11 protein-coding genes are annotated in these 13,167 nt (G+C 59.7%); all 11 read right to left on the bottom strand.

Features of this window, described 5'->3' with window-relative positions:
• The 11 genes from U6037_RS09560 to U6037_RS09510 all read right to left on the bottom strand — a co-directional run bounded on the left by U6037_RS09560 (window position 1) and on the right by U6037_RS09510 (window position 13,047).
• On the bottom strand, window positions 1-3,219 hold the full coding sequence (locus U6037_RS09560; protein WP_322846558.1) for an ATP-binding protein: 3,219 nt from the start codon (window positions 3,217-3,219) through the stop codon (window positions 1-3).
• 10 nt (window positions 3,220-3,229) lie between these two features.
• On the bottom strand, window positions 3,230-3,856 hold the full coding sequence (locus tag U6037_RS09555; protein WP_322846557.1) for a response regulator transcription factor: 627 nt from the start codon (window positions 3,854-3,856) through the stop codon (window positions 3,230-3,232).
• 135 nt (window positions 3,857-3,991) lie between these two features.
• A complete protein-coding gene (locus U6037_RS09550) occupies window positions 3,992-4,435 on the bottom strand; it encodes a chemotaxis protein CheY (protein ID WP_322846556.1) in 444 nt (147 codons plus the stop codon).
• Between the two features lie 90 nt (window positions 4,436-4,525).
• On the bottom strand, window positions 4,526-5,665 hold the full coding sequence (locus U6037_RS09545; RefSeq protein WP_322846555.1) for an EAL domain-containing response regulator: 1,140 nt from the start codon (window positions 5,663-5,665) through the stop codon (window positions 4,526-4,528).
• Between the two features lie 157 nt (window positions 5,666-5,822).
• A complete protein-coding gene (locus tag U6037_RS09540) occupies window positions 5,823-6,218 on the bottom strand; it encodes a hypothetical protein (protein WP_322846554.1) in 396 nt (131 codons plus the stop codon).
• Window positions 6,219-6,678: 460 nt separating this feature from the next.
• Window positions 6,679-7,452, bottom strand: a complete 774-nt coding sequence (locus tag U6037_RS09535; protein WP_322846553.1) for an OmpA family protein — start codon at window positions 7,450-7,452, stop codon at window positions 6,679-6,681.
• 10 nt (window positions 7,453-7,462) lie between these two features.
• Window positions 7,463-7,876, bottom strand: coding sequence for a DUF4398 domain-containing protein (locus U6037_RS09530; protein ID WP_322846552.1), 414 nt, complete (start codon window positions 7,874-7,876; stop codon window positions 7,463-7,465).
• Window positions 7,877-7,959: 83 nt separating this feature from the next.
• Window positions 7,960-9,060 (bottom strand): fimbrial protein, encoded by a 1,101-nt coding sequence (locus U6037_RS09525; protein WP_322846551.1) that lies wholly within the window; start codon window positions 9,058-9,060, stop codon window positions 7,960-7,962.
• On the bottom strand, window positions 9,060-11,657 hold the full coding sequence (locus tag U6037_RS09520) for a fimbria/pilus outer membrane usher protein (protein WP_322846550.1): 2,598 nt from the start codon (window positions 11,655-11,657) through the stop codon (window positions 9,060-9,062). Before U6037_RS09520 ends, U6037_RS09525 begins: the two co-directional genes overlap by 1 nt.
• Before the next feature lie 34 nt (window positions 11,658-11,691).
• A complete protein-coding gene (locus U6037_RS09515) occupies window positions 11,692-12,432 on the bottom strand; it encodes a molecular chaperone (protein WP_322846549.1) in 741 nt (246 codons plus the stop codon).
• Window positions 12,433-12,501: 69 nt separating this feature from the next.
• Complete coding sequence (locus U6037_RS09510; RefSeq protein ID WP_322846548.1) at window positions 12,502-13,047, bottom strand: fimbrial protein; 546 nt, start codon at window positions 13,045-13,047, stop codon at window positions 12,502-12,504.
• Between the last annotated feature and the right edge of the window lie 120 nt (window positions 13,048-13,167).

Raw genomic sequence — 13,167 nt, 5'->3', positions numbered from 1 at the left:
TCAGCTTTGCAGGCGTTGCGCGAGGCCGGCCATGGCCTCACGCAACGTATCGCTCGCCATGCCCAATGGCGCCACGTGCGTTTCGCGGCATGCCTGCTCAAGCTCGACACACGCCGCCACCACCCGCGCGGCCCCGACCATCTGCGCCCCGCCCTTGATGTGATGAGCCAGTTCGCGCAGCCCTGCGCGATCCTGCTCATGCAGCAGAATATCCAGACGTTGCAGATCGAGGTGCAAACTGTTCAACACCTCCTTGCGCAACTGCTCGATCAAGCCACGATCATCCCCGGCCATTTGCTCCAGGGTGCTCAGATCGATTTCCGCCAATGCTGGCACCGCGCTGGAAGCCGCCGCGATGTCGCAATGACTGGCCGCCGTCAACGCCTGCGCCAGATCGTGCAAGCGGATCGGTTTGAACAGACACTCGTCCATGCCGGCATTCAGGCAGCGCGTCCTTTCCTCGGCCTGCGCATTGGCGGTAAAGCCAAGGATCAGGCACGGCTTGCGCCCGGCAAGCGCTTCCTCCTCACGAATCGCCAGCGCCAGTTGATAACCGTTGCGCCTCGGCATGTTGCAATCGGTGATCAGCACATCGAACGCTTGCGTGCGCCAGCGCTCCAGGCCTTCATCACCGTTCTCGGTGTCGACCGTCCGATGGCCCAGCTCACTCAACTGCCAGCACAGCAACAGACGGTTCACCGGATGATCGTCCACCACCAGCACGCTTAGTGAACACGCATCGGCAGCCGCAGCGCGCGGGGTAGCCGGGGCCTGAGCGAGTGCGGCCAACAGCGGCAGTTCGAGACTGACTTCGACTTGCGTTCCCTCGCCCGGCGCACTGTCGAGCCGCAGCGTGCCGCCCATCATTTCGCAGAGGCTGCGACTGATCACCAGGCCCAGCCCGGACCCGCTGCGTGCCGACGCCGAGTGATTGCCGGCCTGCACGAACGGGCTGAACAAGCGCCGCCGATCGTCTTGGCTGATCCCGACCCCGCTGTCCTCGATCCGCACTTTCACGGCCAGTGTGTCTGTCACCGTTGCACTCACCGCCAGCCGCAGACTGACTTCGCCCTCTTCAGTGAACTTGATTGCATTGCTCAGCAGATTCGACAGCACTTGTTTGAACCGCGTCGGATCAATCAGCACATCAACGTTGCTGCGGGCATCCAGTTCGATGTGCCACAACAAGCGTTTCTGCCGCGCCAGCCCTTCAAACACCCGACACACTGACGCCACCAGTTCGCGCAGGTTGGCGCGTTCGGGCGCGAGGGACAAATGCCCGGTCTCGATCCGTGCAATGTCGAGAATGTCGCCGATCAGCGCCAGCAATTGTTGCCCGGCATTGGCCGCCACTTGAATCGCCAAACGATCGGTCACGCCCTCTTCTGCGCGCTTGAGGGCCAGTTCGAGCATGCCGATCAAGGCGTTCATCGGTGTGCGGATTTCATGGCTCATGGTCGCCAGAAACGTGGTTTTCGCCCGATTGGCATCATCGGCTGCCTCCTTGGCTTCCTGCAGTTGCTGCAACCACTGCTGACGCCGGCGAATCTGCTGACGCTGAAAAACGATCCAGGCCAGCGCAAGCGCCAACAGAACCGTTGCACCGGCAAAGCCAAGCAGGATTTCCTGACGATGTTTTAACCAGTAACTGTCTTCGACCACCACATCGTGGCTCCAGCGCTCAACCAGTTCGTCCATCTGTTGCGGGGCGATACTCAGGAGTGCCTTGTTCAGGATTGAATGCAGCGCGGGCATTTGCGGTGCGGTCGCCAGCGCAATGCGCGCCGGTTGATCACCGACGGTGCCGCTTATCCGCAGACGCTCGCGGTAGTGACGTGCGATCAGAAAGCGTGCGACCAACAACGAACTCACCGTGGCGTCGACTTGCCCCTTGGCAATCATCGCCATGCCTTCAGCGGGGCTTTTGGCATCGACCAGACGAATGCCCGGCACACGTCCCGATAGATAACCGCGTAACGGATGGCCGCGGTAAATCGCCAGTCGCTTACCTGCCAGGTCATCGAGTTTGAGCGATCCCTGCGCCGAGCTGGCAGCGACCAGCACAAACGGGTTGTTCAGATAGGCGCGGGTAAATTGCAGGTCGGTTTCACGTTCGCTGCTGGGCGTCACCACCTGCAATACATCGAGTTCCCCGGCCTTGAGTTGCTCGATCTGATGATTGAGCGATACACCGCGCACGATTGCAAAATTCAATCCGCTGCGCTGGCTGATCAAACTCAGCAACTGCGCCGACAAGCCGCTGAAACGGCCGTCGGCATCAAAAAAAGTCAGCGGCGCAAAATCGTCGATGGCACCAACCCGCACCACCGGATGCTGGTCCAGCCAGGCCTGCTCACTGGCACTGAGTTGCACCCGAGATTGTTCAGCCATTTCGGCAAGGCCGACGCTCCAGCGCAGCTCGATTCGTTGGCGATGTTCCATGGGAATGGCGATCAACACTTGGTCGACGATACGTTTAAGGCGCACATCGCTGCGCAACAAGGCAAAAGCGAACGAATTGGCATCCAGTCCCGACGGGCCGGCCAGTTGAAGGTCGTTGCGATAATTGGTGTTGATCAGATAATTGGCACTGATGAAGTCGCCCAGATACACGTCATCCGCGCCGAAGGCCACCGCTCCGAGCGCATCCATCGCCGAAGAATAACGCTGCACACTGGCGTGGGGGTAAAACGCCTGCACATTCGCCAGCGGCAAATAATCCTCGACCATGGCCACGCGCTTGCCGGCGAGATCTGCCGGCAGTTTTTCATCGAGGCGAGTCACCAGCATCGGCTGATCTTCGGCGTAAGCGCGGGACAGGATGAAGTCCGGGTCGGCGGCTTCAAAATTGTTCGAGGTCCCCAGCAGCTCGAGATCGCCGCGCTTGAGTGCCGCCATCACCGCATCACGGTTGGCAAAACGCAGGACTTCGATGCGCACGCCGAGCAACTGCGCCAGCAGATCGGCGTAATCGGCGGTGAGCCCTTCAAGTTCATGCTGATTGCGAGTGATCTCGAACGGTGGGTAATCCGGACCGGAAACGCCCATGCGCAACACCGGGTGCTGAAGCAGCCATTGCCGGTCCTGTTCATCCAGGCGCAACCGGGCGTTTTCCGGCCCGCTGCGGGTCAGCACCTGCAGCACCTGCGGTGTGTCACTCGCCCAGCAGGTGGCGATCAGACTCAGCCACAGCCAGAAAATCTTCCATCCCTGCTTCATGTGCGATCGCTCAGATCACATGATTGCGCTTGGCGAAATCGCGCAAGTGCACCGCTGAGCCGACCCCGAGTTTTTTCATCAGCCGGGTTTTATAGGTGCTGACGGTTTTATGGCTCAGGTGCATGTCCGCTGCAATCGCCTTGTTGGAATTGCCCTGCCCCAATTGCTGGAAAATGCTCAACTCACGGTCGGAAAGCTGATCGATCATCTGTTTTTCTGTGGTTTGCACGGCATTCAGCGTACTGAAACTTTCCGGGAGCGAGGAAAAATAGGTATGGCCCGACATCACCGCCCGAATGGCGTTGCGCAGTTGCTCCAGTTGATTGGTTTTGGTTACGTAAGCCATGGCCCCGGCACGCACGCAGCGATCCTGATAGAACATCGGTTCGTGTGTACTGAACACCAGCACGCGGCAAGCAGAATCATTGGCCTTGATCCGGGCAAGAACCTCCAGCCCGCCGAGTGCCGGTAAATTGAGATCGAGTATCACCAATCGAGGCTGATGTTCCCGAATGAGCGACATCACCTCGTTGCCTTGGGACGCCTCGTGGATCTGCTTGAATCCCAAGGTTTGCAACACGATCCGGATGGCGGCGCGCACCACTGGATGATCGTCGACGATCAGCGCTGACTTCATGGCCACTCCCGGTGCAAAGTCTGACGAACAGGCCACCGATGGGGGCTGATCCAGACTCAGTGGCTGCGCAGGGACTGTTACATGGAACGGGGAGCAAATCACCTGTCAGACCTGACAGTTGCAACAGGTGTTTTTTTATGCATGCGCTGCGTTTTGCATCGCCAGGTATGGCTTGCGCACGGCGGATTCCTGTGGTTTCGCGGGCGCATCGACCAACGCCATCAACTGACTGATCGACTGCTTTGAAGGCAATGCCAAATGGCTGATCTGTACATTTTCCTGAGCGAAACCCGCAGCCGGTTGCACCGGCGCCGTGCCATCGTTGTAGATCAACGCCTGACGAACCTGCGGGTTATCGAGGAAAAACCCCAGTAGATCCAGCGAACCCGCTGCCAGCTCGGCATTGATGACTACCACATCGAACGGCTCGCAACCGTAGTCCACCAGGGTCATCAGTTCGATAAGGCTTTGCGCCGGCGCCACGCGGTAGTAATCGAGGCTGTTGAACAAGCGCTCGACTTTCATCCGGTGGAAATGCTGTGAGTCGGCGATCAGGATGCGCAGGGCTTTATTGATCATGGTCAATATCCGGGGATTGGCGGTTTCTGGGTGCGGCAAGACTACGCAAGCCTCACGGCTGGTTCTGTAGGAATATTCCGAAAAAAATGGTCAGCCATCCGAGTCCTGCCCATCACCGTGCTGTTGTAACCAATGCAACAGCTCAGCACCGGCCATTGGCCGCGCGTACCAGTAGCCCTGCCCTTGAGAACAGCCCAAGGCCAACAGTTCACGGCGCTGTGCATCGGTTTCGATCCCTTCGATCACCACGCTCATGCCGAGGGTTTCACCTAACGCCAGCGTGCTGCTGATCGCCGCCCGGCATCGCGGTTCGTGCTCAAGATTGCGGATGAATTCGGCGTCGAGCTTGATCTCGTTGAACGGCAACTGGCACAAGCGCTGAAGTGATGAAAACCCGGCGCCGAAGTCATCAATCGACAGGCGACAACCCATCATCCTCAGGCGGACCAGACTTTCCAGGCTGGTAGCCGGCGCTTCGAGCAGGCCACTTTCGGTTAGCTCGAAAGTCAGACCGGCACCGCATGCGCCATGCTGCACCAAAAGGTCTTTCAACGTGGCGGTGAGCTGAGCGTTGGCCAACTGCACAGCTTGAAGATTGAATGCGAGATTCAGGGTAACCCCCTGCGCGCGAGCACTTCGTTGTACAACCAGTGCCTGCTCGATCTGCATGAACAGCAACGCATCGAGCAACCCGCAACGCTCCAGCACAGGCATGAACAGCGCGGGTGAAAGGATGCCCTGAGTCGGGTGGAGCCAGCGACACAGGACCTCTACGCCACAGACCTCACCGGTCTGCAGGTTGAATTTTGGTTGATACCAGGCCTGCAACTGCTGCTGCGCCAACGCCTGACGAACCTCCGCCTCACTGGCCAGCGTCACGGCAGCGCCCTTGGGTTGTGCCAGCGCCGGTCTGTCGAGGAATTTGCCCAGCAGATTCGCCAGCACCTGCACATGTAGCGGCTTGCCCACATCGCCCAGCAGATCAAGGCCGAGCAGCGCCACCATCTGATGCACCGCGCGTCGCAGGTCGGCCGACAGTGAACTGCTGATGATCACCGACTTGACCTGGCCCGACGCGCCGACCCGCTGCAGAAACTCCAGCCCGTCCATACCCTCCATCTGCAAATCGCACAGGGCAACATCGACCGTACCCAGCGTCTGCAAAAGCGCCAGCGCCTGAGCACCGTCACTCGCTTCGAAGACTTCACGGCAACCAAGCGTACGCAGCATGTTGACCGCCACCGACCGCTGAAAAGTGTGGTCTTCCAGTACCAGCACACGCAGTGGCAGAGCGGGTGTGGGGACTGAATCGTCGATGCAACGAGCACGGAGTGTCGTAGCCAATTGCGCATTCGACTCGCCAGCAGATGCCTCAAGGTGTGTGGAATTATTCCTGAACATCAAGGTGCTCCAGCAGAGGGCCAAGGGTTTGCCGATCCGTATTACGGATCAGCATCAACTGTCGTCGGTGATTGGCGTAAATCGTCTGAGGTTGTGGCTGGCCACGAACGGTGTCGTGAATCACACCGTAGCGAATCTGTGCGTTGCTCTGAAAAAAACGCACGGGATCCACACCCGCAGCAGCGATCAACTCAGCGTTGATGATCATCAGGTCAAAGTGCTCGAAGGGGTCGCAGGCGTAATGGGTCACGCCCAACAACTCACGAAACGAATGCACCTGCGTCAACGCTCGATAGCCCAGTTGGTTAAAGGTCTTGCCGATTCGGAATTGCAGTGCAGGCTGCTTGTCGGCAATCAGAATTCGCCAGCATTTGTAGGACATGGGTTTCAACGGTGAGGGAAAAGGTCGCCGGACATGGCGTAAGAGGCGACACACTAGGCAAAAGCGTCGCCAAAGCATGTAGGACGAGTCTGAAAAAACACCCGAAAAGCTCCGCGTGACGGTCTGCTGACTGGCATTGAACACGGCACTGGCGTGCAGCGGCAGCAAAAACGCAGCGGCGATGGCCACGGCGACGGTGTTGCGCGGGAAAAACGGGAACGGGTTTTCATCAACAGAACCTCACGTGCGCCTTCTTGGGCAACGGCGTAAATCGAGTTGAGTTCGAACCACTGAAAGAACCGGTTCGCACTCGGGGAACCGGCAATTTAGAGAAGCGAAGGGATTTTCTGAGTAGGATTTTTCCCTGTTTTTGTAGGAAACTTCCCAAGAGCATTGATCGGTCCTGACCCATGCTCAGATGCAAGAAAGCGAGCCCGTTGCAGGCTCGCTTGATTGATCATCAGCTGCGTGCGCCAACCACGTTTGAACCGTAAGAGATGATGACTTCCACCCGACGGTTGAGCTGACGGGAGCGGGCATTGCCGTTGTCGGCAATCGGAAACTGCTTGCCATAGCCTTTGGTGATCAAGCGATCAGCGCTGATGCCCATCTGCTGCAGCGCAAAAGCCACAGCATCGGCACGCCGCTCCGACAGACGCTGATTGAAATCGTCAGCGCCGACATCGTCGGTAAACCCTTCAATGCGCACTTTGCGTTCAGGGTTGGCCGCCAGGTACTGCGCCAGTTGCTCGAAGTTGCGCTGGCTGCCGTATTTGAGATCGGCCTTGCCGGTGTCGAACAGCACATCACCGAAGGTCACGACTTCCCCGCGCTGGGTTTTCTGCGCTTTCATCGCTTGCAAGGCCTTGAGCTGCTGAGTGCGCACATCAAGTTGCACCTGTGTGCGCTCGGCGTCGATTTTCTTCAACCCTGCCTCAGCCTGACGACCGATGATGGTCTGCTCGGCCAGAGCGATTTTCTGGCTGGCCAGATACGCCAATTGATCGATTTGCGGAGCCTGACGGTCCTTCTGCGACGCTTGGTCGGCCGTGTTCAACGCAGTGAATGCAGACTGGGTTTCGAGAGCTGCGAGGGTGTTGGCTTCAGGCTTGTTTTGCAACGCCGCGAACTGTTCGCGCGCTTGCAGCAGTTGCGGGTTTTCCGGTGGCGTGGCACAACCGGCCAGCGTCAGAGCGATCAGCGAAGCGACGGGCAACAGTTTGAAATTCGACATGAACAAGTCCTTATTGAGCGCTGGCTGGCGGATTGAAACCGGTGACCGGGTCTTGCAGCATTTCCTGCTTGAGCACCTGAATGCCGCTGCGTGCATCGGTCAATTGTTTCTGCCATTTCACCGCGCGCGATTTACCCTCGGCGAGGTTGGCGTCGGCTTCGATCTGCTCAGCCAACAATTTGGCTTGCGGGTAGTTTTTTTCTCCCAGGGCGCGTTCCATCTGGAACATTTTGTCTTGCGCTGCCTTCATCTCCAGCGGTGCGTATTGCGTCGCTTGCGCCGACACCGCACGGTTGACTGCATCGCGCGACAGGCTGATTTGCTGTTCGGGAATCGGCGCACTGGCGCAGGCACTCAAGGTCCCGGCCATGATCAACAGGCACGCCGACAGGCGCGCGCGCGAAGACACACGTTGAATACTCATCTAACACTCCTAACAGTGAAGTCCGGGCCCGGTCGTTATTGATCTATAGGCCCGCACGGGTGGCGCTCAAACAAGTCGGTGGATCAGTAGTAATTGATGGTGAAAGTCGCCGTGGCATTGGCCGGGCCGGCGGTGATGCTGTCGCCGGTCTGGATGTAGCGGGCCTTCAACGGGATGGTGTAGCTGGCGCCCTCGACCGCGCGCGGCGTGATGCCGCTGGCGCGCAATGTCGCCAGTGGCAATGGCGTGCCGTGGCTGTCGGCGATTTGCAGGCCGACACCGGTGGCGGCCGGGTCCGCGCCGGGCGCGCTCGCGTTCAGGCTCATGATGCCGAGGTTGGGGGTGATCGCCGTGCGGGTCGGGTCGAGGCGCACTTGCAATACGTTGTTCTTGCGTGAATCCAGGTTGCTCGATGTACCGTCACTGGCCCAGCGCGGGCCGGTGTTCTGGTAGTAGCCGTTGAACGCCGGGCAGTTGTTCAGGGCGATGGAGAAATCCTGCCACTGGGTGAACGTGTTCTTGCCGGAAAACTCATTGAGCATGTGCGTGCCCATCGGCACCGAGACGTCCGGAGTCTGGCAAGTGCGCGAGACGATGTTGATGCTGCCCGAGAAGTTCACACGACTGACTTCGACATTGTTGCTGGTCACCCAGCGCTGGTCAGCCGTAGGTAATTGGGCGCCCTGGATGGTGCCCGGGGAAACATCGCCAATTTTGATCAGGGACATATCGAAGATCAGGGTGTTCTGGATCGTCCAGATGCAAGCATTGACTCCACCGCCACAGTTGGTTCCATTACCGGAAAATGGCAATGCACTACCGGCGTACCAAATGGCAACGCCAATGCCGGGAACACCGCTCTGATAGACATTTCCTGACCAAGGCGTTCCTGCCCAAGAAGACAAGGCCAGCGGCCTGACCGGCAGACCCCGGCGGGTTTCAATGTTGTACAAACCGGCGCTGCACGACAGTCTGACAAAAGTCGCCGCCTGGAAGGTCTGCCGGTAAATCTCAGCACCCAACGGTACATCGCGCCCCACCGTCAGATTACCGCCCAACAACGGTTGGGTTCTGACCATGGTTGATGTCCCATCAATGAAATTACAGTCAGCCAACGCCGCGCCAGCCGACAACGACAAGCCCGCCAACAGCAGACCCGACTTGAACGCTCCGATTATTTTCATCACTTGTACCCCTGTGCGCTGTTCACAGAAGCAACGCGATTGTCTGAATGATTCACCGAACACACCACGTCCACCTGACGCAGTGACTTGCCCGCGCTTTTGCCCGCCGGCAACGCCAGCGCACACTGCTGACCGGGCTGGCTGCCCCAACTGATCAACAGCCGGCGCGCGTCTTCCTTGACCCGGGCGTAGAGCTGGCCGCCCTGCCCGACCACACCCACCGAGACGCCACGGTCATCGACCACACCGGCGCCGAACGGCAGCGCACTGCCATCGTCCAGCGTGACGTTGAGCAACACCGCCTGACCGTTTTGCGTGCCGTACTTGAGCGCCACCACGGCACCGGCGCGCGGCGCGACTTGCTGGCTGGTTTCGCTCAACTCGACGTCGAGCGACGTGCCCAGCGGATCGATGGCCACTTCGTTCAATTCGTAAGGGCGCAAGTACGGCACCACCGCGTTGCCACGGCTGTCGAGTTTCAAGCCAGGGAAGCCGACGACTTTCGCGCCTTCGGCACCCTCGGCGGTGATCACCGCCATGGTTTCGCCGCGATACGGCGTCAGCGTCACGCCGTTCGGATGCGCGACCACACTGCCGCTGGCATTCAGCGACAGGCTGTCGTAACCCTCACCGCGGCTGACGGTCGCGCCAACAATGGCTTTCGGGCCTATGTACTGGCCGTTCACCGAGGTGCTGTTGGTGCGGCTCGCGCCGTCATGGCCGGCGGTTACGCCATAGTTGTATTGGCGGTCCGCACCGGCGGTACCGCTGAGGGTCGCCTGCTCGCTATAGTTGCCGTCGGTGTCACGCATGACCCGCGTCGACAGTTGCGGACGGTTGACCGAGGAGCCGAATTCGAGCGGCATGCTCACGGTGAACAGCAGACTGCTTTCCATTTCGCCGACACCGCTGCGCGCACGGTTGGCGCTGACGCCATAGCTGACCGAACCGACCTGCTTGTTGTAGCTGAACTGGTACTGCACATCGCTGCCCGGCAGGTTCCAGTAGTTCTGGGTAAACCCGTTGAACGCGACCTGGCCCCAATCGCCCAGGCTCTGGTTGGCGGTCAGCGAAAGACGACTGCGCGGTCGCCCGAACAGGCTGGTGTCGAGACCCTTTTGCTCGGCATCGATGAGTTGCACGGCGTTGCTGAAATCGAGGTAGTTTTCCGTGGAAAACCGCGTCGCCGCCACGGCAAAGTTACTGCCGGTGTCGAGAATATTCTTGCTGTAGCTCAGGCGTGCACTCTGGCCGCTGGCAGTGCCGCTTTTCAGGTCGGTCTGCGCCTGCGTGACGTCCACTGCCACCGCACCGAGCGGCGTGCTGAACGCCAAACCGCCAAGGGCCGAATGGTAGTTGTCACTGACTTGCGCACCGCCATAACCGGTGAAGATATTGTTCAGGCCACGCTGGTAGGTGCCTTGAAACAGCTTGGCCTGGCTGTCGATGTAGTTGTTGCGGGTTTCACCGGCAGTGACGCTGAAGCGCGAGGTGCCCGGACGCAACAATTGCGCGGTCGAGGCGAATGGCACGATGAAGCTCTGCTCACTGCCGTCGGCTTCGTAAACGGTGACGTCGAGGTCGCCGCCATATCCGGTCGAGTACAGGTCATCGATGACGAAGGCGCCCGGCGCCACCGTGGTTTCATACAGCAGATTACCGGCCTGACGCACTGCCACTCGCGCACTGGTGCGGGCAATGCCACGGATCACCGGCGCATAACCGCGCTGGGATTCGGGCAACATGCGATCGTCGGTGCCCAGTTGCACGCCGCGATACGCCAGGGTGTCGAAAATCTCGCCACTGGTGTTGGCTTCGCCGACGGTCAACTGGCTCTTGAGCGAGGTGATGTCGCGTTGGGCATAGGTGTTGAGGACTTGATAATCCTGACCATTGAATTTGTCCCAACTGGCCGAGCCGTTGTGGCGCAGACGCCAGTCGCCAACGTTCAGCCCGGCGTTCAAACCGAGGTAGGCCGAATCGTAATTGCCGGTGTCGGTCTTGTTGTGGTTAGCGTTGAAGTTGTAGCTCAGGGTGCCGGCAGTCACGCCGCGATCCCACAGCTCAGGGCTGACGTAACCACGGGCATCGCGACGCAGGGCGACCTGCGGAATGCTGATGTCCAGTTGTTGCGTGGACGGCGAAAACATCGCTGTCGCGCCGTCGATCAATTGCGCAATGTCCAGGCACGAAGCACCGCTCTCCACGCTGGCCATGGCTTCGGCGGACAGCCGACGCAAATCCACGCCAATCAACTCCAGCACGCCGCGACTGAAACACACCGTCGGGTGGCTGCCATCGGCGTCGGCATGGATACGGATGTCCTGACGGGTCACCAGTTTGCCGTTGACCGCAATGTCGGCGCGGTACTCGCCGGGCAACACCGGGTTGCCCTGCTGGTAAGCGGTGAGATCCAGGGTCTGCGAATCCTCGGGGAGGAAGGCGTCGTTGAACTGCACGTCTTCGGCGAACGCCGCCTGGGCCGCAAACACCGCAGAAACCCCTGCCAGCGCCTGGAACACCAGAACGGCCACGGGATTCAAGGCAAAGCGAGGGCGAGCCTGTGGGCGCGCCCCCAGGCGTGGAAGAGTTTTCATAGGTTACTCGTGCGCTAAAACGTTCGCGGAAAGATCAAAGCTTGAGCGGTTGTTTGGTCGGTACCAGTGCGCCATAGTCGTTGATCGCATTGAACTCGACCTGAGCCCCGGCACCGGGCATCGTCTTCAGCGATGGCAAGACGAAGGTTTTGGTTTCGCCCGGGCCGACCATGCCATTTTCACTGTCGAAACGTTGGCTGCCGAGCGTCAGCGCCAACTCGACCTGCGACACGTGGAACGCCGTCGGGTTGAACGCTTGCAGGGCATAACCCTTGTCCGCCGCGACGACTTTCCACTGCACTTGCTGCGGCGCGTCATTGGCATTGCCCGGCAGGCCGTCGGGACGGTAGAAAATCTTGATCCGCGAACGAAAGGCCATTTGCAGCACGTTCATGTCCGTCGGGCCATCGGCCTTCGGCGGAATCTCCAGCACGTTGAGCCAGAACACTGACTCTTTGCCGCTCGGCAGCGCCGCCCCGGTGAACATCAGACGCAGGCTCTGGCCCTTGTTCGGGTCGATGCGCGAAACCGGTGGCGACAGCACAAACGGCGCCTTGGAACTGGTCGGACTGGACTGCAGGTCGCCGTCATCGACCCAGGATTGCACCAGCACCGGACGGGCGCCGTTGTTGTTCAATTTGACGGTGACTTCCTTCTGACTCGCCGGGTAGACCAGACGCGTCCCAGTGATCACCACACCGGCCTTGGCTTGCGAATACATCAGCGTGGAAAGCATCAGTATTGCGCTGATTCGAATAACACCTGAAAAACGCATGCGCACCTCTTTGCCCACACGTTGACGCGCCGTTGCCCCCCTGGCCGGGCGCGTCATCGTGAAATCGGCTTACTGGTAATCGACGTTGTAGGTCACGGAGCTGACCACAGTGCCCGGCGTGGTCGCGCCAGTGGCGAAGTACTGCACGGCGTACGGCATGTTGGCCGCGCCAGTGCCGTCGATAGTGTTGCGGGTGGTGTTGGCGATCTGGTTGGTGTTACCCGCCTGGATCACTGCGCCGCCCTGCTGATCGACCAGTTGCAGTTGCACGTTGTTCGCCGAACCGGTCATGTTCTTCAGGTTGCCGCTGATCGGGTCAACGGTTGCACCGGAGTTGAAGAACGCCGCCGCCGTGGTAGCGGTGCCGACGCAGTTGGTCAGCTGGATGTTGAAACCGGTCTGGCCTTCAACCTGGCCGGCGGCGGTCAGCAAGCCGGTAGAAATGGTTGGCAGGGTCACGGTCGCGACGGCTGGCGAAACCACGCCATCAACGGCGATGGTGCAGGTCTGGTTGACCAGTTCACCGTTGAAGTTGATGGTGCCGTCGGCAGCATTGGCGAATTGAATGCCGGACGCGGAAACCAGTACGGCGATGGCGAGAGCTTTGCGATTCATGGGACAACTCCAAAAGTAAGTGACGAATCTGTCGCGAAAGTCCGGATGGTTGTCCGACGCGGAATGCGTCGTGTGTTAGCAGCCATCTGCCTGGGCGACGAAACAATCTTGGTCTTTTGG

Source organism: Pseudomonas sp. B33.4 (genome assembly GCF_034555375.1).
GTDB lineage: Bacteria > Pseudomonadota > Gammaproteobacteria > Pseudomonadales > Pseudomonadaceae > Aquipseudomonas.
Note: the sequence above shows the minus strand (reverse complement) of the source record. Positions and strands in the feature narration are given on the sequence as shown.

What these genes read in the sequence shown, in the direction of transcription:
- U6037_RS09560 (WP_322846558.1), bottom strand. Translation starts at nt 3,219, where the DNA reads ATGAAGCAGGGATGGAAGATTTTCTGGCTGTGGCTGAGTCTGATCGCC.
- U6037_RS09555 (WP_322846557.1), bottom strand. Translation starts at nt 3,856, where the DNA reads ATGAAGTCAGCGCTGATCGTCGACGATCATCCAGTGGTGCGCGCCGCC.
- U6037_RS09550 (WP_322846556.1), bottom strand. Translation starts at nt 4,435, where the DNA reads ATGATCAATAAAGCCCTGCGCATCCTGATCGCCGACTCACAGCATTTC.
- U6037_RS09545 (WP_322846555.1), bottom strand. Translation starts at nt 5,665, where the DNA reads ATGCTGCGTACGCTTGGTTGCCGTGAAGTCTTCGAAGCGAGTGACGGT.
- U6037_RS09540 (WP_322846554.1), bottom strand. Translation starts at nt 6,218, where the DNA reads ATGTCCTACAAATGCTGGCGAATTCTGATTGCCGACAAGCAGCCTGCA.
- U6037_RS09535 (WP_322846553.1), bottom strand. Translation starts at nt 7,452, where the DNA reads ATGTCGAATTTCAAACTGTTGCCCGTCGCTTCGCTGATCGCTCTGACG.
- U6037_RS09530 (WP_322846552.1), bottom strand. Translation starts at nt 7,876, where the DNA reads ATGAGTATTCAACGTGTGTCTTCGCGCGCGCGCCTGTCGGCGTGCCTG.
- U6037_RS09525 (WP_322846551.1), bottom strand. Translation starts at nt 9,060, where the DNA reads ATGAAAATAATCGGAGCGTTCAAGTCGGGTCTGCTGTTGGCGGGCTTG.
- U6037_RS09520 (WP_322846550.1), bottom strand. Translation starts at nt 11,657, where the DNA reads ATGAAAACTCTTCCACGCCTGGGGGCGCGCCCACAGGCTCGCCCTCGC.
- U6037_RS09515 (WP_322846549.1), bottom strand. Translation starts at nt 12,432, where the DNA reads ATGCGTTTTTCAGGTGTTATTCGAATCAGCGCAATACTGATGCTTTCC.
- U6037_RS09510 (WP_322846548.1), bottom strand. Translation starts at nt 13,047, where the DNA reads ATGAATCGCAAAGCTCTCGCCATCGCCGTACTGGTTTCCGCGTCCGGC.